19 protein-coding genes are annotated in these 19,958 nt (G+C 64.2%); 11 read left to right on the top strand and 8 right to left on the bottom strand.

Annotated features, from left to right (window positions below):
• Nucleotides 1–57: 57 nt before the first annotated feature.
• Both ACFOSU_RS08830 and ACFOSU_RS08825 read right to left on the bottom strand, forming a co-directional pair.
• Nucleotides 58–603 (bottom strand): hypothetical protein, encoded by a 546-nt coding sequence (locus ACFOSU_RS08830; protein WP_380688559.1) that lies wholly within the window; start codon nucleotides 601–603, stop codon nucleotides 58–60.
• A gap of 636 nt (nucleotides 604–1,239) precedes the next feature.
• Nucleotides 1,240–2,661 (bottom strand): amidase, encoded by a 1,422-nt coding sequence (locus tag ACFOSU_RS08825; RefSeq protein WP_380688557.1) that lies wholly within the window; start codon nucleotides 2,659–2,661, stop codon nucleotides 1,240–1,242.
• A 166-nt stretch (nucleotides 2,662–2,827) separates the two neighbouring features.
• On the opposite strand from ACFOSU_RS08825, the gene ACFOSU_RS08820 reads away from it, so the two are divergent.
• The 5 genes from ACFOSU_RS08820 (at nucleotide 2,828) to ACFOSU_RS08800 (ending at nucleotide 7,385) form a co-directional block, all read left to right on the top strand.
• Nucleotides 2,828–3,892: a M23 family metallopeptidase gene (locus ACFOSU_RS08820; protein ID WP_380688555.1), complete on the top strand. Its 1,065-nt coding sequence runs from the start codon at nucleotides 2,828–2,830 to the stop codon at nucleotides 3,890–3,892.
• Nucleotides 3,893–4,023: 131 nt separating this feature from the next.
• A complete protein-coding gene (locus ACFOSU_RS08815) occupies nucleotides 4,024–5,247 on the top strand; it encodes a cytochrome P450 (RefSeq protein ID WP_380688553.1) in 1,224 nt (407 codons plus the stop codon).
• Nucleotides 5,248–5,260: 13 nt separating this feature from the next.
• Nucleotides 5,261–5,581, top strand: coding sequence for a 2Fe-2S iron-sulfur cluster-binding protein (locus ACFOSU_RS08810; protein ID WP_380688551.1), 321 nt, complete (start codon nucleotides 5,261–5,263; stop codon nucleotides 5,579–5,581).
• The gene (locus ACFOSU_RS08805; protein ID WP_380688549.1) at nucleotides 5,578–6,825 is read left to right on the top strand and encodes an NAD(P)/FAD-dependent oxidoreductase; all 1,248 of its coding nucleotides are present in this window, start codon (nucleotides 5,578–5,580) and stop codon (nucleotides 6,823–6,825) included. Before ACFOSU_RS08810 ends, ACFOSU_RS08805 begins: the two co-directional genes overlap by 4 nt.
• Nucleotides 6,826–6,842: 17 nt before the next feature.
• Nucleotides 6,843–7,385 (top strand): MarR family winged helix-turn-helix transcriptional regulator, encoded by a 543-nt coding sequence (locus tag ACFOSU_RS08800; protein WP_380688547.1) that lies wholly within the window; start codon nucleotides 6,843–6,845, stop codon nucleotides 7,383–7,385.
• Here ACFOSU_RS08800 and ACFOSU_RS08795 read toward each other — a convergent pair.
• The 4 genes from ACFOSU_RS08795 to ACFOSU_RS08780 are packed head-to-tail and all read right to left on the bottom strand — an operon-like array spanning nucleotide 7,382 to nucleotide 11,115.
• Nucleotides 7,382–8,329: an oxygenase MpaB family protein gene (locus ACFOSU_RS08795; RefSeq protein ID WP_380688545.1), complete on the bottom strand. Its 948-nt coding sequence runs from the start codon at nucleotides 8,327–8,329 to the stop codon at nucleotides 7,382–7,384. The two genes, ACFOSU_RS08800 and ACFOSU_RS08795, sit on opposite strands and share 4 nt — an antisense overlap.
• 58 nt (nucleotides 8,330–8,387) lie before the next feature.
• Nucleotides 8,388–9,002 (bottom strand): exonuclease domain-containing protein, encoded by a 615-nt coding sequence (locus ACFOSU_RS08790; protein ID WP_380688543.1) that lies wholly within the window; start codon nucleotides 9,000–9,002, stop codon nucleotides 8,388–8,390.
• Nucleotides 9,003–9,036: 34 nt separating this feature from the next.
• Nucleotides 9,037–10,509, bottom strand: coding sequence for an SLC13 family permease (locus ACFOSU_RS08785; RefSeq protein WP_380688541.1), 1,473 nt, complete (start codon nucleotides 10,507–10,509; stop codon nucleotides 9,037–9,039).
• 3 nt (nucleotides 10,510–10,512) lie between these two features.
• Entirely contained in the window at nucleotides 10,513–11,115 is a 603-nt protein-coding gene (locus tag ACFOSU_RS08780) for an LOG family protein (protein ID WP_380688539.1), read from the bottom strand.
• A 273-nt stretch (nucleotides 11,116–11,388) separates the two neighbouring features.
• Between ACFOSU_RS08780 and ACFOSU_RS08775 the strand changes: the two genes are divergently transcribed.
• The 3 genes from ACFOSU_RS08775 (at nucleotide 11,389) to ACFOSU_RS08765 (ending at nucleotide 13,985) form a co-directional block, all read left to right on the top strand.
• Nucleotides 11,389–12,369 (top strand): TerC family protein, encoded by a 981-nt coding sequence (locus tag ACFOSU_RS08775; protein WP_380688537.1) that lies wholly within the window; start codon nucleotides 11,389–11,391, stop codon nucleotides 12,367–12,369.
• A 215-nt stretch (nucleotides 12,370–12,584) separates the two neighbouring features.
• The gene (locus ACFOSU_RS08770; protein WP_380688535.1) at nucleotides 12,585–13,190 is read left to right on the top strand and encodes a DUF1326 domain-containing protein; all 606 of its coding nucleotides are present in this window, start codon (nucleotides 12,585–12,587) and stop codon (nucleotides 13,188–13,190) included.
• A gap of 9 nt (nucleotides 13,191–13,199) precedes the next feature.
• Nucleotides 13,200–13,985 (top strand): DUF2182 domain-containing protein, encoded by a 786-nt coding sequence (locus ACFOSU_RS08765; RefSeq protein WP_380688533.1) that lies wholly within the window; start codon nucleotides 13,200–13,202, stop codon nucleotides 13,983–13,985.
• Between the two features lie 110 nt (nucleotides 13,986–14,095).
• Here the strand turns inward: ACFOSU_RS08765 and ACFOSU_RS08760 are convergent, their stop codons facing one another.
• Complete coding sequence (locus ACFOSU_RS08760) at nucleotides 14,096–15,403, bottom strand: alpha/beta hydrolase (RefSeq protein WP_380688532.1); 1,308 nt, start codon at nucleotides 15,401–15,403, stop codon at nucleotides 14,096–14,098.
• Between the two features lie 335 nt (nucleotides 15,404–15,738).
• Here ACFOSU_RS08760 and ACFOSU_RS08755 point away from each other — a divergent pair, with 335 nt between their 5' ends.
• The 3 genes from ACFOSU_RS08755 to ACFOSU_RS08745 all read left to right on the top strand — a co-directional run bounded on the left by ACFOSU_RS08755 (nucleotide 15,739) and on the right by ACFOSU_RS08745 (nucleotide 18,247).
• The gene (locus ACFOSU_RS08755) at nucleotides 15,739–16,485 is read left to right on the top strand and encodes a sulfite exporter TauE/SafE family protein (protein ID WP_380688529.1); all 747 of its coding nucleotides are present in this window, start codon (nucleotides 15,739–15,741) and stop codon (nucleotides 16,483–16,485) included.
• A 68-nt stretch (nucleotides 16,486–16,553) separates the two neighbouring features.
• Nucleotides 16,554–17,303, top strand: coding sequence for an SDR family oxidoreductase (locus tag ACFOSU_RS08750; RefSeq protein ID WP_380688527.1), 750 nt, complete (start codon nucleotides 16,554–16,556; stop codon nucleotides 17,301–17,303).
• Between the two features lie 113 nt (nucleotides 17,304–17,416).
• The gene (locus tag ACFOSU_RS08745) at nucleotides 17,417–18,247 is read left to right on the top strand and encodes an SHOCT domain-containing protein (RefSeq protein WP_380688525.1); all 831 of its coding nucleotides are present in this window, start codon (nucleotides 17,417–17,419) and stop codon (nucleotides 18,245–18,247) included.
• A gap of 13 nt (nucleotides 18,248–18,260) precedes the next feature.
• On the opposite strand, the gene ACFOSU_RS08740 is transcribed toward ACFOSU_RS08745, so the two are convergent.
• Entirely contained in the window at nucleotides 18,261–19,889 is a 1,629-nt protein-coding gene (locus tag ACFOSU_RS08740) for an acyl-CoA synthetase (RefSeq protein ID WP_380688523.1), read from the bottom strand.
• Nucleotides 19,890–19,958: the final 69 nt, after the last annotated feature.

Here is a 19,958-nt window from a genome sequence, read left to right as displayed (position 1 = left end):
AGGGAACCCAAAGCGCGGCAGCGCTTTGGGCGGTCAACTGCAGCGATTGGTTAGGCATCATAGAATCTCAAAATAGGCAGTAAGGCGATTTGCTACTGCTTCGATGGAGTCGGCGACCTCCTGAGAAATAGAGCTTTGCCCATAGTGCACTGCTTTATTTCGAAATGCTGCCACATCCTCAAGGGCTGATGCCGACGACCTATCCAATACTCCAGCTTGCAAGAGTTTCTTGGCAGCCTTTTCCAGCGATACACTCGACTTGGTAGCGAGGCCGTGCCGCTCTATCAGTTCGTTTGTTGCTTGTTCGATACGCTGCCAGGCAACGAATATTCGCTGGTCTGGAGGAATCCGGGCACGTGAAAAACGAATATCCGAGTCTTCGGTCTTCAGCCTGACAACTCGCTTTTCTTGCTCTGGAATCTCCCTTTCTATTTCCTCACGCAGCTGACGTGCTTCCGAGTCAAACTGTATCTCCACATCTTTAAATTTAAATTTTTTGGACGAGCGAATCGTGTCGCCAATAGGTTTGCGAAGTATCAAAACGATAACGATGACCGTTAATGGCCAAACAATTATTCCTAGAACTTCGAGAATTACGTCCACTTACAAGCCTTTTGCCTAACGCATCCCAGTTAAGCGGCGTCCGGTAAATGTCCGCCGATGACGCGTCCTCGCTGACTGTCGTTATTTATGAAAGCCTCAAAAATAAGTGGCGTCCGCTTCAACGGGCTGTTAGACGACACTGGACAACTCCTGAGCAGCTATTGTCGAAACACGCAGACAAAGCCTCGAAAGTCCGAGAACCGAAGTGGCTGCGTGATGTCGCATGAAGTCCGTTATGCGCCAGCTCGCTGTTACTTCGTAATTATCATGATTTTTCGGCTTTTTCTACTCTAAATTCGTCGAAATAGTCTTTAAACCCGAGTGTTGTTTAACGCCAAGTATACGGCGGATAGTAGGTATAGCATCGCAACTCTTGTTCGCATAGCAAACCACGACTGATAGCAATCATATAGTTACGTGGCGTCATGGTTGCTATACCGCTTGTTGAATTAAGCAATTACGAAAACACGAGTAGTCATCTTTAGACAGCCCGCCGGGGCCGTACGGTTCGCCTTGAATATTCTTCGAAGTCTGTTCTCTTCCGGCTGAACCTCGAACATCCCACAAATCCTGCCGACAAAAAAGGCTCGCCGAAGCGAGCCTTTAACGGTCGACCACATAAGCGGCCTTGTCACATCACCCATACTCGGCCGGGTTCGGCACCGCCGGGAAGCGCGGCGGATGCGCCTGCATATAGGCGTTGCAGGCGCGTAGCACGCGCACGTCGTCGAACTTGCCGCCGGCCAGTTGAAAGCCGACGGGCAGGCCGCGGTCGGTAAAACCGCAGGGCACGGAGGCGGCCGGCTGTTGGCTGAGGTTGAACGGGTAGGAGAACGGCGCCCATTCCTCCCAGTCGTGCATATCGCTGTCGGGCGGCACTTCATGATTCACCTCGAACGGCTGGATCGGCACGGTGGGCGTCATCAGCAGGTGATAGTCCTGATTGAAATGCTCGAGCTGCTGGGTGAGGCGGGTGCGGTCAGCGTAGGCGCGGAACAGGTCGATGGCCTTCCATTGTTCGGCATGCTTGGCGTTGGCGACCAGGCCCGGGTCGAGCAGCTGCCGGCCTTTCTGGTCGCACTGGGACCAGACTTCCAGCGAGGCGGTGAACCACAGCCGACGGAATATCTCGATCGGCGATTCGAAGCCGGGATGGATTTCCACGATCTCGGCGCCGAGCTCTTCCAGCCGGGTCGCGGCCTCACGCACGCGGGTAGCGATCTGTTCGTCGACTTCGGCATAACCGAGGTCGGGCGAATAGGCGATACGCAGATCACGCAGGTCGCATTCCAGATCCACGCCCCAGTCGTCGGGCTGGCCGCGGGTGGCGTAGGGATCGCGATAGTCGTAGCGGCCGATCACGTTGAGCATGCGCGCAGCGTCGGGCACGCTGCGCGTGAGCGGCCCGATATGCGACAGCGTCGGCATCTTGGCCGGCGGCCACTGCGGGGTCCAGCCGAAGGTGGGCTTGAAGCCAAACACGCCGGTAAAGCCCGCGGGGATACGGATCGAGCCGCCGGAGTCGCCGCCCTGATGCAGCACGCCCATGTTGAGGGCCGCCGCGGCGGCCGCACCGCCGGATGAACCGCCGGGGGTGAGACGCGTATCCCAGGGATTGCACGTCGCACCGTAGACGCGATTGTCGGTGACCGCTTTCCAGCCGAATTCCGGGGTGTTGGTCTTGCCCAGCAGCACCGCGCCGGCCTCGCGCAGCATTCGGGCCGGCGGCGCGTCGTGTTCGCACAGCTCGGTGCCGGTGGTGGCCGAGCCTTCACGCGCGGGCATGCCGGCGACTTCGGTGAGGTCCTTGAGCGAGACGGGTACCCCGTCGATGGGGCTCAGCGGCTGGCCCTGACCCCAGCGCCGCGCCGAGGCGCTGGCCGCGGCCTCGGCGCCGTCTCGATCGACGTAGACATAGGCGTTGACGCTATCGTTGAAGCGTTCGATACGCTCCAATGCGGCGCGCGCGGCTTCCAGCGGCGAGGCGTCGCCGGATTTGAAAAGCGCGGTCAGTCGACCGGCGTCCATCGTGCCGAGATCGGTGTCGTCCTTGCTCATGCAGCCCTCGTTGCGCTTGTACCCATTGATACGCGCGGCACGATAAGGGCGACATCTCGCCGGAAAAATCCGTACTACTACCCAAGCGTGGCCGGCATACTTCCAGTCGGCCATCCACGCGCGCCGTGAGCACGTACTCTGCGGATTACTGTCCAATTTGTTACGCATGACCGATTCCGAGACCGAGAGCACGCCAGATCCTGCCGACACGCCGCAACCGGCCGAGCCGGCCAAGCGGCCTGCGCGCAACGTACGGCCCTGGCTGTTTTTGCTTCTGCTGCTGGCGTTGATTGCGCTACTGGCCACCCGGCCCGATCTGCGCCGGCAGGCCGCCGACAGTGCTGCCACGGCTGTCCGGACCGTGGCGTTCGACGGTCTGGGCCTGTCGCCGCGCCAGCTTTTCGTGTGGCGGCTGCGTATCGCCGGGCTCGAAGACAGCCCGCTGGGCCAGCGCTGGCGCAACGCGGTCGAACGCGCCAGCAAAGACCCGACGTCGATCGGGCGGCGTTATCGGACCGACGCCCGCTTCAGCCCCGACACCGTTGAAGCGCATGTCTATGACGCTACACTCGATCGCGGCGAGCAGATCGTCTGGCGGCTGACGCGCACGGATACAACCGGCGGCCGGCTCTATGCCAGTCTCGAACGCCGGAGCGGCGACGGCGACTGGTCGACGGTGACCGAGCTGACCGCCGACGGCGAGCGCCATGCCGAGGTCGTCGACCGCGACGGCCGCTATCGCATCGTGCTGCAGCCGGAGCTGTTCGCGGCGGTGAATTATTCGCTCGCGACCGCCACCGGCGGCTCGCTGGATTTTCCGGTTGAGGGCGGCGCGCCGCGCGATATCGGCAGCGGCTTCGGTGCACCGCGCGACGGTGGCTCGCGTGCCCATCACGGCGTGGATATCTTCGCCGACCGCGGCACGCCGGTGACCGCCGTGACCGCGGGCCGGGTACGAACCGGCACCGGTGGCATCGGCGGCAACCATATCTGGCTGTCCGGCGGCGTTTTCGGCATCGGCGGTGCGCGCTACTACTACGCGCATCTGGATTCGTTCGAGGTGGAATCCGGCGACCGGGTCGACAAGGGCCAAGTCATCGGCCACGTCGGCAACACGGGCAACGCCCGCACCACCCCGCCGCATCTGCATTTCGGCATCTATACGTCCGGCGGGCCGGTCAACCCCGCGCCGTTTCTCAAGCCCGTAGCGCAATTGCCCGGAGCCGGTTGACGCCTCGCGGCTGTTCACGGCCGGCACCCACGTGACCGTGCGTACACGCCGGGCCATTTGACAGCCCGATTCTTTTTCTCGCATATTGGGTTGATATAACAACTCATAGAAAAATGCGGAGGAGAGTCGCCATGAAAATCGTGGAAGACCACGTCGCGGTGGCGCCGCCGGCCGGCGTGCCGGTCTGGGATATCGACCCCTACGAGCCGGCAGTGCTGGCCGACCCGACGGCCTACTACCGCGAACTGCGGGACAAGGGGCCGTTCGTTTATCTATCGCGCTATGCAGCGCTCGCCTGCGGGCGCTATGACGTCACAAAAGAAGTCTTCGGCGATTGGGAGCGCTTCGTTTCGTCACGCGGCGTCGGCTTGCTGGACTTCAAGCTGAAGTCGCCCTGGCGTGCGCCGAGCCGTCTGCTGGAGGTCGATCCGCCCTATCACACCCAGACACGCAAGGTGATGGGCCGCGCCCTGTCGCCGAAAGTCGTCATGGGGCTCAAGGATCGCTTTCGTGCGGTCGCCGACAAGCTGGTCGCCGAACTGGTCACAGGCGACAGTTTCGATGCCGTACCCGAGCTGGCTGAAACCTTTCCCACGACCGTATTTCCCGAGGCCGTTGGCATGCGCGAGACCGATCGCGATCGACTTCTTGACTACGGTTCGATGGTGTTCAATGGGCTGGGCCCGGACAACTCGCTGCGCCGCCGCAACAGCGAAAGTGCCGCCGACACCGTGGCCTGGATATCCCAACGCTGCCAGCGTGACGCGTTGACGCGCGACGGCGTGGGCGCCCTGATCTACGCAGCCGTGGATGCCGGAGAAGCGACCGAGGAGGAGGCCAACATGCTCGTGCGCTCCTTCCTTTCCGCCGGCGTCGACACGACCGTCAGCGGCATCGGCGGCACGCTCTGGTGCCTGGCCCATCATCCGGAAGCGTTCGAGCGCCTCAAGGCGGATCCCAGACTCGTGCGTGTGGCTTTCGAGGAAGTGCTGCGCTACACCTCGCCGGTGCATACGTTCTGTCGTACCGCGGCCGCTGACACCACGGTCGCCGACGTGCCGATCCAGGCCGACACCAAGATCCTGTGCACGCTCGCAGCCGCGAATCTCGATCCCGAGAAGTGGACCGACGCGGCGCGTTTCGATGTCGCACGCAAGCCGGTCGGGCACCTTGCGTTCGGCACGGGAATTCACGCCTGTGTCGGCCAGAACCTGGCGCGTGCCGAGGTCGAAGCGATACTGCTGGCGCTGATCGAGCGCGTCGATCGCATCGAACTGACGGGCGAGGCCTGTTGGCGCCCGAACAATTCCATGCGCTCGCTCGAAACCCTGCCCATCCGGCTGGTGGCCAGTTAGGAGGATCGATCCAATGACCCAGCTTGTGTTCATAAAAGCCGACGGCACACGCATGCCCATCGAGGCCACCGATGGCGAATCCGTGATGGAAACCGCGGTCGGCAACGATATCGAAGGCATCGTTGCGGAATGCGGCGGAGCGCTCATGTGTGCCACCTGCCATGTCTATACGGACCCGGCTTTCGCTGATCAACTGCCGCCCCGCAGCGAAAGCGAAGAAGAACTGCTCGACTGCACAGCCACCGCGCGCCGACACAGCAGCCGCCTCTCCTGTCAGTTGGTCGTCACACCGCAATTCGACGGCATGACGATCGAATTGCCGGAAGAACAATGACCGCGCATGGCATCGTAATTGCCGGCGCCGGACAGGCGGGTTTTCAGACAGCGGCCAGTCTGCGTGGCGGCGGTTATACCGGACCCATCACGCTGCTCGGCGACGAACCGGGCCTGCCTTATCAACGCCCGCCTCTTTCCAAGGCCTATCTCGAGCACGGCGCCGACGATCGACTGGTGCTGCGCAAGCCCCATTTTTTTGCCAAGCACGGGATTGGCATCGAAGCGGACTGCCGGATCGACGCGATTGATCGCAGCCGACAAGCCGTGATGCTCGCCGATGGCCGCCGTATCACCTACGACCATCTGGTTCTGGCCCTCGGTGCACGTAACCGTGGACTATCGATAGCGGGCACCGATCTTGGCCGCGTGATCGAGCTACGAACGCTCGCGCATGCCCGTCATATCCGCGAGCAGCTAGCGGCCGCGCATCGCGTGGTGATCATCGGCGGCGGCTTCATCGGCTTGGAGTTCGCCACGGCGGCCCACAAACGCGGCTGTGCAACGACCATCGTAGAAGCCGGCGACCGCCTGATGGCACGCGCCGTCTGTGACACCATATCGGCTCATTATCTGGCGGCCCACCGCCAAGCCGGGGTAGACGTGCGTCTGGGAGCAAAGGTCAGCCATATCATCGGCAACGCCGAAGGCCGTGCGGCCGGCGTCGCTCTCGCCGATGGCCAGACGCTGGACGCCGATCTGGTCCTGATCGCAACCGGCGTTGTACCCAATAGCGAGCTTGCAGCGGCAGCCGGCCTGAGCGCCGATAACGGTATTCTCGTCGATGAAATCCTGCTGACAGGAGATCCCGCGGTCTCCGCGGTGGGCGACTGCGCGGCTTTCGTTCATCGCGCCAGCGGCAAACGAATACGGCTGGAATCCGTACAGAACGCCGCCGATCAGGCCAAATACGTGGCCGCGCGTATTCTGGGTAGCGCGCAACCCTACGATACCGTGGCCTGGTTCTGGAGCGACCAGTACGGCGGCAAACTCCAGATCGCCGGCCTGACAGCCGGGGCCGATGAACAGGTGGCTCATCGCTCGATCAACGGCAAGGGCCTCATCGTGGATTGTTTTTGTGGCTCGACCTACCTCGGCACGGAATCAGTCGATGCGCCCGCCGAACACATCGCAGCTCGCAAGCTGCTGGGCTTGCAGCCGCCCGTGGATAAACGCACGATCACGGAATTCGAGCACGATCTGCGCGCCTTGGCTGGCTCATTCTTGAAAAACGAGCGCGCATGACCGACTAGGAGTACGCCGTGGCCAGCCGATCCAACACCAGCCCTCTTTGCCCGGACGGACGCTTATCGAGCCCCGCCAGCCGCCGCCACGGCCGCATGGTGGTCAATCTCGAAAACTATATTCCGTACTATCTCGTCAGCGTGAACAATGCGCTGTCGCGAGGCGCATCGCGCCAGTATCTCGCGCGTTTCGGCGTCGGCATCGTCGAATGGCGGGTGATATCCATGCTCGCCATCGAGCCGGACATTCCCGCGGCGCGCGTGTGCGAGGTCGTTGCACTCGACAAGGCGGCCACGAGTCGTGCGCTGCAACGACTCAATAAACTGGGTTATACGCAGTTCGAAGCACGCGAGCGCGACCCACGCGCCAAAACCTGGCGACTCAGCGAGGCCGGACTCGGCCTGCACGACCAACTGCTGACTGCGGCACTGGCGCGCGAACAACGTCTTATCCAGGACATCGAACCTGAAAAGCTCGAGGTGTTTTTAGAAGTTATCCGCGCTATGCACCACAACCTTGATGTCCATTTCGAAGACCGCGCGGCAGTGGCTGACGACTAATCGAATGCCAGACAATCGCGATCGGCGCCGACACGGCGCGCCGAACGCATGGCGACGCCCTCTTTCATGGAGCCACGAATCAGCGGCGCGACGCGGTAGAGGCTTTCGGCGGCGGCGCGATCCAGCAGGCGCTGGCGCGAGGTGCGATGAATGAGCGTGCGCGCCCATTCCGGCAGCAGCGCGGCACCCGCGCCGAGAAACATGCGCCGCGACACACCGGCCACGGGAATCGGCAGGGTCATGGATTCGAGCACCGCCAGGGTGTCGCGCGAGCGTTCGTCGAAGCGCAGCTGCGGCTGCATGGCGGCGAAATATTCGTCCATCTGCTGGCGCGAGGCCGGCACGTTCTCGGCACCAAGTGCTTCGGCGATACGCCGGGTCTCGTCGAAATAACGATCCTGGATGGCAATGCTCAGATCGGGTCGGCGATAGCGCATATAGCCGTTGATAAAACTGGCCATTTCGGTGCAGTGCACCCAGGTGAGCAGGTCCGGATCGTGGGCCGAATACGGCTCGCCGTTGGCGGTCCGGCCCTTGACCCGGTCGTGGATACGATCGACCAGCTCGATGATGCGCTCGGCATCGGCGGTGGGCGCATAGCTGGTCGCGGCCACGAACATGGTGGTCCGGCGCAGCCGCCCGAGCGCGTCGGTACGGAAATTGGAGTGGTCGATGACCCCGGCGAGCGCGCGCGGATGCAGGGTCTGGAGCATGAGCGCGGCGATGCCGCCGGCCATCATGCCGGGGAAGTCGCCGTGGATCTTCCAGGTGGCACTGTCGGGGCCGAACAGGCCGGCGTCGCCCACCGGGGCGTCGTAGTTGATGCCGAAGTCTTCGGTGGTCGCGACCACGCCCACGATCCAGTCGCGCAGGCGCGTGTGCACCGGCGTGAGCAGTGCCGACGGGTCCGGCAGACGATCGGTAAAGCGGGCAAAAGACGGCATGGTTCAAGGCGTGGGAGCGATTACCCCACTATACCGCCCGCACGGCGGCGCGGATGCGTTATCGGCGTGCGGCGGGCCTGGTGAATTCACGCAACGGCCGGTGGGCCTCGGTAAGCCAGTCGGCCACCGAGTGGCCGCTGGCACGCACCGCGGCGAGCACCACGAGACCGGCGGCACGCGCGTCTTCGCCGGCATCGTGATGGGCGAAGTCGATATCGAGATAGCGGCTCAGGCTCGCCAGCCCGTAGCCGCGGCGGGCGAAACGCGGAAACGCGCGCCGGGCGACGCGGGTGGAATCCAGCCAGAGCGCTTCCAGCAACGGCAGCTCGGCGCTGGCGCAGGCACGCGCGGTGGCGGTGACATCGAACGCGGTATGCGAGACCACGATCCGGTGCGACAGCAGCGCGGCGATATCGGCATGGCACTCGGCCCAGGTCGGCGCATCGCGCACGTCGGCGGCGTGGATGCCATGAATGGCGATGTTGTCGCGCGAGAACCAGGTCTGCGGGTTGATCAGCCACGACCAGTTGTCGACCAGTGCATTGTCGGCGAAGCGGGCGAAGCCGATCTGGCAGATGCTGCCGGAATCGCCGTTGGCGGTTTCCACGTCGATGGCGATGAACTCGGTCGCCCCCGCCTGCACGCCGGGCGGTGGCGCGATCGCGCGCGCCACCGTCAGGCCCGCGCCGGTCGAGACCTGCCGCGCGCTACCAAAACGCGCGGATGATCATGTAGGGCAGCAGCGTGGCGATGAACACGCAGGCGATGTTGAGCGCGAGGCCCGCGCGCATCATCGACTGGATGCGCATGCGCCCGGTGGCGAACACGATGGCGTTGGGCGGCGTGGCCACCGGCATCATGAACGCACAGCTGGCCGCGATCGCCGCCGGTGCGGTGAGCAGCAATACGTCGATGCCGACCGAGCCGGCGAGCGCGCCCAGCAGCGGCAGGAACACCGCGGCCGTGGCCGTGTTCGAGCTGACCTCGGTCAGGGAGATGATCACCAGCACGACCGCGCCCACCAGCAGCACGGCCGGCAGCACGTCGAAGACTTCCATCTGGGTGGCGATCCATTCCGCCAGCCCCGTGTCCTTGATCGCGCTCGCCAGCGCCAGCCCGCCGCCGAATAGCAGCAGCACGCCCCACGGCACGTTGGCCTCGTTCTCCCAGCTCATCAGGCGCGCGCCACGGTTCTTGCCGCCCGCGGGCACGACGAACAGCGCCACGCCGATGGCCATGGCGATCATCGCGTCGGACAACCAGTCGATGCCGGCATCGCTGAGCAGCGGGCGCATGATCCAGAGCACGGCGGCCAGCAGGAACATGAACCCGACGCGTTTTTCCGCGCTCGTCATCGGGCCGAGTTTCTTCAACTCGCCCTGGAGCATGTCGCGGCCGGCGGCGCCGGTATCCAGCTTGAAACCGCCGCGCACCAGCCAGGCCCAGGCCGCGGCCATCATCACCAGCGACACCGGCAGGCCCACGACCATCCACTGGGCGAAGCCGATATCGATGCCCTGATCGGAAGACAGATAGCCGGCCAGCAACGCGTTCGGCGGCGTGCCGATGAGCGTGGCGACGCCGCCGATGGACGCAGCGTAGGCGATCGCCAGCAGCAGGCGCGTGGCATAGCGCTCGACCTCGGGAGAGTCGTCCTCGCTCATCAGACTGACCACCGACATGCCGATCGGCAGCATCATGATCGAGGTGGCGGTATTCGATACCCACATGCTGATGAAGCCGGTGGCAATCATGAAACCGGCGATCTGGCGCGCCGGTTTCGTGCCCACCGCGAGCAGCGTGGTCAGCGCGATGCGCCGGTGCAGGTTCCAGCGCTGCATCGCCAGGCCGATGAGAAAACCGCCCAGAAACAGGAAGATGATGTCGTCGGCATAGCCGTGGGCCAGCTCCTGGAATTCGCCCACCCCGATCGCGGGGCCGACCGCGAGCGGCAGCAGCGAGGTGGCGGGAATCGGAATCGCCTCGGTCGCCCACCAGGTCGCCATGAACAGCGCCAGCCCGGCGCAGTGCCAGGCAGCGGCGTCCATGCCGCCCGGGGCCGGCAGCACCAGGGTGGCAATGAGCCACAGCGGGCCGAGAAACAGACCGATCCGGCCGGCCGTGCTGGTGGCGTGTTGGTCCTGCTGGCTGGACGACACGCTGTCCTGACTGGGGCTCATCGTCTATCTCCGGTGCTGCTGGGTACGGGGTTCCTGATCATCGACGGCCACGCCCATCATGGCGAGCAACCGGGTCGGCTCGGCGGCCCGGTGAACACGCTCGACGTGGCGCGCGGCAACGAAATCCTCGGCCAGCATATGCTGCATGCAGGCGGCCAGCGGGGCATAGAAGCCGTCCACGTCGAGCAGGCCACAGGGTTTGTCGTGCCAGCCGAGCTGGTGCCAGGTCAGCACCTCGAACAACTCCTCCAGCGTGCCGAAGCCGCCGGGCATGGCGATGAAGCCGTCGGCGGCGTCGATCATCGCCAGCTTGCGCTGATGCATGGTCTCGACGACGTTCAGCTCGGTGAGGTTCGGATGCGCCAGTTCGCGCTCGGTCATGGACCGCGGGATCACGCCATAGACCTCGCCGCCCGCGGCCAGCGCGGCGTCGGCGATCACGCCCATCAGCCCGACGCGCGCACCGCCGTACACCAGCCGAACGCCGGCGCTCGCGAGCGCGGTGCCGAGCGCGGCCGCGCCGGCGCGATAGACCGGACGGGCACCGTCGCGCGAACCGCAATAGACACAGATGCTGCGGATTCGATGTGAAACTTGTTCGTTCATGCGACGATTCTAACGGTCGAAACCCATCGCCGCGCCAGTTTTTTCGCTGCGGTCGCGACCGTACTCCGCCGCAAGGGCCGCGGGTGAAGTACCATCGCGACCACCGGCGACATGACGCGGACCCGGGAGTATCGCGGCCACGACACGCGGCAGGCGACCAGATAGCTGCTACTTCCAGTCTTAACAGCCATTTGACGAACAGCGCCTTAGGATGACTTTCGCACCGGGGCCGACGGCAATATTTTGCCCCGTGATAGCCACTGAGAGAAAACGATGGATGTACCTGTCTGGGTCTGGGCCAGCACGATCGCCGGCATACTTGCACTACTGGTCTTCGATTTCTTCGCGCATGTGCGCAAGCCACACGAACCCAGCCTCAAGGAGGCCGGCGGCTGGTCGCTGTTCTATGTGGTGATCGCGCTGGTCTTCGGCTGCGGTCTGTGGCTGGTCTGGGGCAGCCAGCACGGCGTGGAATATTTCGCCGGCTATGTCACCGAAAAAAGCCTGTCGGTCGACAACCTGTTCGTGTTCGTGATCATCATGGGCGCCTTCGACGTGCCCAAGGCCTACCAGCAGAAGGTGCTGCTCGTGGGCGTGGTGATCGCGCTGATTCTGCGCACCATCTTCATCGCCGCGGGTGCCGCGGCAATCGAGCACTTCTCCTGGGTGTTCTATATCTTCGGTTTCTTCCTGCTCTACACGGCCTGGAGCCTGGCCACGACCTCGCACGACGAAGACGAGGAATTCGAACCCAATATCATGGTACGGCTGGCCCAGAAATATCTGCCGGCCACCGACGAATACAACGAATCCCGGCTGACCATCGTCAAGAACGGCAAGCGCATGATCACGCCCATGCTGATCGTGATGATCGCCATCGGCGCCACCGATATCCTGTTCGCGCTGGACTCGATTCCGGCGATCTACGGGCTCACCAAAGAGCCCTATATCGTGTTCACCGCCAACGCCTTCGCCCTGCTCGGCCTGATCCAGCTGTATTTTCTGCTCGGCGGCCTGCTCAACCGGCTGGTGTATCTGAGCTTCGGCCTGGCCGTGGTGCTGGGTTTCATCGGCATCAAGCTGATCGTGGAAGCCCTGCATGGCAACGAACTGCCCTTCATCAACGGCGGCGAGCATGTGACCAGCATTCCGGAAATCCCGATCTGGCTGTCGCTGTCGATCATCATCGGCGTGCTGATCATCACCACCGTGGCCAGCCTGCTCAAATCGGGCCGCGCCGGCGCCGACAAATAGCCGCACGCCGTACCGCCACGCGCGCGTAATCCGCGCGGCATGATCGCCGCCGCATTCGCGGCGGATCAGCCGCGCGCAACCGATACGTGCGCTGCGGCGCGTATGGCGCTATAAGGCATGAAAAGGGCTGCGGCTGGCGGATCCCGCTTCAACCCGACTGTCTGTTCGATGTGTCAGTAATCCTCTCCCGGCCATCTGCCTTGAAGGTGAACACCATGACGGATCACGACTGGAAACTTGCCGGCACCTATTTCGAAGCCTGCAACTGCACTATCGCCTGCCCCTGTGTCTTTCTCAGCGCGCCCACCGAAGGCGAATGCACCGCCGTGGTCGCCTGGCATATCGAGCAGGGCCATTTCGGCGAGGTGACGCTGGACGGTTTCAACGTCGCCTTCGCGGTGCACTCGCCCGGACACATGGCCGAGGTGAAATGGAATGCCGCGGTCTATCTGGACGCGCGTGCGGACGACACCCAGAAGGACGCTCTGCTGAACATCTTCTCCGGCCAGGCCGGCGGTCATCCGTCGGTGCTGGCGTCGCATGTCGGCAACATTCTGGGCGTGGCCCAAGTGCCGATCGACTATCAGGCCAAGGGGCGCAAACGCAGCCTGCGCGTGGGCAAGGTGGCCGAGACCAGTATCGAAGGCATCGAGGGCCAGGGCGGCGCCGACGTGACGATCCAGAATCATCCGTTGTGTATTGCCCCCGGCTATCCGGCCACGGCGGCCCGCTCGTCGCACCTGCGGTTCGACGATCACGACATGCACTGGGATATTTCGGATCGCAACGGCTTCTACTCGCCATTTTCCTACGCCGCCTGAGCGAAGGCAGTGACCCCGCAATCGCCGGTGGCCGCGGCAGCCCGGCGCGACCGTCGGGCGGTGCTATTCGGCGTGATCGCGCTCACCAGCCTGGCCTGGCTCTACACGATCCATCTCGCCTGGCAGATGGAAGTCATGGCCGGACCCATGACCATGCCTGCGCCGCGCAGCTGGGATGCCGTCGAGCTGGTGCTGCTGGTGGTGATGTGGATCATCATGATGGTCGCGATGATGATGCCGTCCGCCTCGCCCATGCTGCTGCTGTACACGAAGACGCTGGGGGCACGCGTCGCCGCGCCGGCCGTGCTGCAACGGAGTGCGCTGTTCGTACTCGGTTATCTCGCGGTCTGGGCCGGCTTCAGTCTCGTCGCCGCGGCGCTGCAATGGGGCCTGCACGGCGCGGCCCTGCTCTCGCCGATCATGGTGAGCAGCCATGCATTGCTCAGCGCTGGGCTGTTGATCGAGGCCGGCGTCTATGAATGGTCGCCGCTCAAGCAGTCCTGCCTGCGACGCTGTCGTTCGCCGCTGGGCTTTCTGCTCACCGAATGGCGCGAGGGCGGGCTCGGCGCCTTCGTCATGGGCCTGCGCCATGGCCTGTTCTGTGTTGGCTGCTGCTGGGCACTGATGGCCCTGCTGTTCGTCACCGGGGTGATGAATCTGGTCTGGGTCGTCGCGATCGCGGTGTTCGTGCTGATCGAGAAAATCAGCCCGATGGGCGACCGGATCGCCCGATTGGCCGGCATTCTAATGGCGGGTTACGGCCTGTTGATGCTAGCGGGCATGGCCCGGGGCTGAGTCGCAGCAGCGGCTCGCACGCGCTGGCCAGACGAACAAGACAGACACGGCGCCCATGGAAAAGGGTGGCCGAAGCCACCCTTTCCTTTTGCCTGCGTCTCCTGTCGCGATCAGTCGACCGGGCAGGCGGCAACACCCGCTCGTGTTTCGCTGGTGAACTGACAGCCGTAGTCGGCCGCGGCCACCGTGTCGGCGTCAAGCACTTCGTCGCCGGCCGGTTTGGTGCCGTTCTGCTCCCAGTCGATCATGTCCTGAAAGCCACTGACCAGTTCCGCGGCGGTGAAGTCGCAGTGCGGCGCCGAGCGGATCGCCCGCTGGACCAGCATATCGCCGTTGCCGTTGGCCTCGGCGCGACGGCGGTAGACCTGTTCGTTGGAAAAGGGCACGTACAGATCACCCAGACCGTGCAATGACACCACCGGCACGCTGAACTCGCCGTTCACGCGCGGGATCCAGCGCAGGCCGTCCGGCTGCGGCGGATTGGCGCCGGGATTGCCCATGACGCGCAGAATCGAGCCGTTGAATGCGCTCTCCTCGGTGGACTGGGCCGGATCGGCGTCGAACTGGTAGACATAATCGCTGTTATCGGTCAGATCACGCGCGAGAATGCCGTTGACCTTGCCGTCGCGGCCGCCCGTACCCATCACGACGTTGTAGTAGCCGCCGCGAAAACCGAGCTCGAAGACCGGCCGATTGCCGCCGGAAAGCTGGCGCACGACGTCTTCCAACTGCATGCCTTGCTCGGTGGGGACGCCCTGCTCGCTGAACGATGGCAGCGTATCCCAGAGCACCGCATCGATCGCGGCCTGATCGAAATCCGTGTTCGGGAACATGCTCGGCCCCATGCCCGCGATCTTCTGCGCCGCGAACGTGAAGTTGAGCAGATAATTGAACTCGGTATCACCGCCGCCGACGACACCGCAGGCGGGCATGGCCGCCGAATAGCTGACCTTGTGCACGGCGGTGGCCGCGGTTTCGTCCTCGATGGCCGCCGCCGTGATGTGGCCCCCCATCGACACGCCCATGATGTAGATCTTGCTGGGCGCCATCTGGCCGGTGATGTCGGCGAAATTCAGCGCCAGGTTGTTCGTGTCTTCAACGCCGGTGCGTACATCGTAGTAGTTGGTGCTGTAGCTGGACGCGGCCCAGGCATAGCCGTTGGCGATGAAGTACGGGCGCAGGCTGGGGCTGTCCACGGTCAGATCCGGGCCTTCGCCCCGATAACCGTGGGCATACATGACCAGCATGCCGTTCCAGTTTTCGGGCACCTCGACCCGATAGCCGGCGCCATCGAGCACGCCGCTATAACGGTCGGTGGTGACGCCCGGCAGCGCGTCGAAGGCCAGTTCATCCTCGTCCACCGAGAACGTCCGGCTGTCCTGTGCACGGCTCAGCGAAGTATTGTCTCCAACATCCACGGAATCGTTGCTGTCGCTGGAACATGCCGTAAGCAATCCCGCCGCGCACAACAAGCCCAGCGTCATATAAGTCCCATATGATCGATACATCCCCTCTCCTCCTTATTATTTTGATAGCGCGCGATCGCGACCGCACGGCGTCGGAAGCGTTCGCTCGCTATTCGCGAAATCGAATTTCACTTCCACAGTGGATAGTGCGCTGGCCAATGCGCCGGTCAAGTACGCAATAAGTCGTAAGCGATGCTCCAAGCCGAGTTGCCACAGCGCGATCATCCGGGCTCGCGTTACCATTCGCCACCGGGCGCGCTGCGCCGACGACCACGAGAGAGCGACCCTTGGAGTTGATACTGCTATTCGCGGCCGCCCTCGCCGCCGGGGCGATCAACGCGCTCGCCGGCGGCGGCAGCTTCATCACCCTGCCGGCATTGCTGTTCTACGGTCTGCCGCCCACGGTGGCGAACGCAACCAGCGCCACGGCCGTACTGCCGGGGTATGCGACCACCCTGTTTCGGTTTCGCAAGGACGTCGAACCGCCTGCCGCGCTGTCGCTGTGGGCAATGGTCGCGATCGCCGCCGCGGGCGGCATCAGCGGCGCGCTGTTGCTGCTGGCCACCGGCGACCGCGCGTTTTCGGCGATCGTGCCCTGGCTGATGCTGGTGGCCACCGCGATCTTCGCGGCCGCACCCTGGCTCAAGCGCATGATCGCCAGCCGCGAAGCGAGCACGCCGGTGGCCGCGATCGCCTTGTATCTGGCCTGCAGCTACGGCGGTTATTTCAACGGTGGCGTGGGCATTATCGTGATCGCCCTGCTGGGCCTGCTCGGCCAGACCCGGCTGCTGACTTCGGTCGCCATGAAGGCAGTGATGTCGGCCACGCTGACCACGATCTCGGTGACGATCTATGCGCTGTTCGGCCTGATCGACTGGCCGATCGCGCTGCTGATGGCCAGCGGTGCCATGCTCGGCGGCTGGCTCGGCGCGTCCTTCGGCTATCGCATCGAGCCGAAGTGGCACCGTATCGGCATCGTCGCCATCGGCCTGATCATGACCGCGTTGATGTTTCTCAGGACATACACCAGCTGAAGGTATGGCGCGCAGCGCCCGAGGTTGTCTAGGCTGTGCGCACAGCACAAGCAATCACAGGACCTGATATGGACAAGATCATGCTCGTGACCGGCGGCAGCCGCGGCATCGGCGCTGCCACCTGCCTGATGGCCGCCAAGTACGGCTATGCCGTGGCGGTGAACTACCGCAGCAACCGCGAGGCCGCGGATGCCGTGGTCGCCGCCATCGAGAAGGACGGCGGCAAGGCGCTCGCGGTGCAGGCGGATGTGGCCGACGAGGCCCAGGTGGTGAAGATGTTCGCCGCCGTCGACGACGAACTCGGCCGGATCACGGCGCTGGTCAACAATGCCGGCATCGTCGATCAGCCGGCCAAGGTCGCCGAAATGAGCGCCGAGCGGGTCGCGAAGATGATGAGCGTGAATGTCGTCGGCCCGTTCATCTGCGCGCGCGAGGCGATCCGGCGCATGGGCACGCAGTACGGCGGTCCCGGCGGCGTGATCGTCAACGTCTCTTCTGCCGCCAGCCACGCGGCCGGCAAGGGCGGCGCGGGCACCTATATCGATTACGGCGCTTCCAAGGGCGCGATCGATACCCTCACCGAAGGCCTGGCCACCGAGGTGGCCGATCAGAACATCCGTGTGAACGCGGTACGTCCCGGCGTGGTGGATACCGAAATACACGCCAGCGGCGGCCTGCCGGACAAGCCGGAACAGGCCAAGTCGAAGATCCCGCTCGGGCGTGTCGGCCAGCCGGAGGATATTGCCGAGGCGATCCTGTATCTGACCGAAGCGCAGTTCACGACCGGCGCGTTCCTGGACGTCGACGGGGGCGTCTGAAGACTCTGCTGAATGCGGTCCGGCCCTACGTGATACCACGGACGGCCCGGCCCGCGAGTCTGGTCTAGAATCGCTTTCCTCGAATTCACGGCGCTTCGCCAGGACAATCGCTCATGAGCAGACTTCTGCCCGCGGCACAGCCGCATATCGACGCGCTTGCCGAGCGCTATCACTTCGGCACGGCGGCAGTGACTCACCTACTGACGGCCGTGGCCGACGGCCAGACCCAGATGGCCGAATTCGATCATCCCGAATTCGGCGGTCCGGGCATGTGGATGGCCGGCGGCATGCTCATGCTCAGCCGCCCGAACGATCATCAGCTCAAGGCGCGGGTGGAAGGGCTGTGCGAGGCACTTGGCGCCCTGCTACGCGCCGAATCGGGGCTGGTCGAGGATGCTTCGATACGCCGTTCCTCGGTCGCTTCCGTGTCGCAGCATCAATCCCAGCGTTCGAGCACCGGCGGCGCCCACTCCGGACAAGGCGCCACGGCTACGTCCTCAAACTGGCCGGCGGCCCTGGGCACGCCTAATATCACCGGCGCCCAGAACGGACTGCGCTATGCGTGGTCGGCCGAGACGGCGCGCCTGGCGATCGACGACGGCCGGACGACCACGCTCTACGACACCGCCGACCACCGCATCACCGGGATTTCCCAGCAGCAGAGCAACGACCGGGGCAGCCTCACGCTGACCAGCCAGCACGGGCCGGTGGTGTTGTCGGCATTGCGCCGCATCGATGTGCAGGCCGACCCCGCCGCCACGTCCGCGCAAGACCCCATCGGAGGCGCGGATCCGGCACCCTCAGCGCGCCCATCGACACCACCGGCACATGACCAGGACGCCGTTTTCAACGCCATCGAACGGCTTGCCGATCTGCGAGCGCGCGACCTGATCACCACCGAGGAATTCGAGGCCAAGAAGCGCGAACTGCTGAGCCGGATCTAGCTTCGAGCCGAGATTAAAGCTTCTCGGCGCTCGATCGCAGCTCGAACTTCTGCACCTTGCCGGTGGACGTGGTCGGCAGCGGCCCGAACACGACGGTCTTCGGGCATTTGAAATGGGCCAGCTTTTCCCGGCAATAGGCGATGATCTCGTCTTCGGTGGCGGTCTGCCCGTCACGCAGTTGGATGAAGGCGCAGGGTGTTTCGCCCCACTTCTCGTCGGGCCGGGCCACCACCGCGGACGAGGCGATCGCGGGATGCCGCGACAAAACGCTCTCGATTTCCAGTGACGAGATGTTCTCGCCGCCGGAGATGATCACGTCCTTGGCACGGTCGGCGATCTTGATATAGCCGTCGGGCTGGATCATGCCGAGATCGCCGGTGTGGTACCAGCCGTCGGCGAAGGCTTCCGCGGTGGCTGTCTCGTTCTTGAGATAGCCTTTCATGACGATATTGCCGGCGAACACCAGCTCGCCCATCGTTTCGCCGTCGCGCGGCACCTCGTCGCCGGTCTCGCGATCGATCACGGTGAGCGCGGCCTGGGTCGGGTAGCGCACGCCTTGGCGGCCGTTCTTCGCCACCCGTTCGTCGAGCGTGAGTTCATCCCAGGCCTCGTGCTTGGCGCACAGTGCCGCCGGGCCGTAGGTTTCGGTGAGCCCGTAGACATGGGTCAGCCGAAAGCCGATACGTTCCATGCCTTCGATCATCGCCGCCGGCGGTGCCGCGCCCGCGACCAGGCCGTAGACGGTCTGGTCGATGCCCGCGAGCTTGCTCTCGTCAGCGTTGATGAGCATGGAATGCACGATCGGCGCGCCGCAGTAGTGGGTGACGCCGTGCGTGGTCATGGCATTGATGATCGGGTCGACCACAACCTCGCGCAGGCAGACATTGGTGCCGGCCTTGGCCGCCAGCGTCCAGGCGAAGCACCAGCCGTTGCAGTGGAACATCGGCAGCGTCCACAGATAGGTGGCATGCGTGGGCATGTCCCAGGCCATGGCGTTGGTCATGGCGTTGATATAGGCGCCGCGGTGGTGATAGACCACGCCTTTCGGGTTGCCGGTGGTGCCGGAGGTGAAGTTCAGCGATATGGCATCCCATTCGTCGGCCGGCAGGCGCCAGGCGAAGTCGGGGTCGCCCTCGGCGACCAGGCTTTCATAGTCGGTTTCGCCGATGGCTGCTTCGTTGCCGCCGTATTCCGGGTCGTCGATATCGATGATCACGGGCGGCGAATCCAGCTGCGCCACGGCTTTGCTCATCACCGGCGCGAAAGCGCGATCGACCATCACCATCTTGGCTTCGCCGAACTCGAGCATGAAGGCCAGCGTGTCCGCATCCAGGCGCACGTTGAGGGCGTTGAGCACCGCGCCGATCATGGCCGGGGCGAAATGCATCTCGTAGGTGGCGGGAATATTCGGCGCCATGATGGCGACGGTATCTCCCGGGCCGATGCCGCGTTTGTCCAGCGCGCTGGCCAGCTGGCGACAACGGCGATACGTCTCGCCCCAGGTCTGGCGCAGATCGCCGTGCACGAGCGCCACGCGCTCGGGATAGACCTCGCCGGACCAGGCCAGAAAGCTGGTCGGCGACAGGGCACTGTAGTTGGCCGCGTTCTTTTCCAGCGCGGCGAAATGATCGGTTTTGGACATGATGTTGTCGGTTGCGGTCTCCTCGCCGTTATCCTGCCACAGACCCGGCCGATACAGCGGTACCGGCCG

Origin of the sequence: Salinisphaera aquimarina (assembly GCF_042643355.1) — a bacterium.
GTDB lineage: Bacteria > Pseudomonadota > Gammaproteobacteria > Nevskiales > Salinisphaeraceae > Salinisphaera > Salinisphaera aquimarina.
This window is presented reverse-complemented; position numbering and strand designations above follow the sequence as displayed.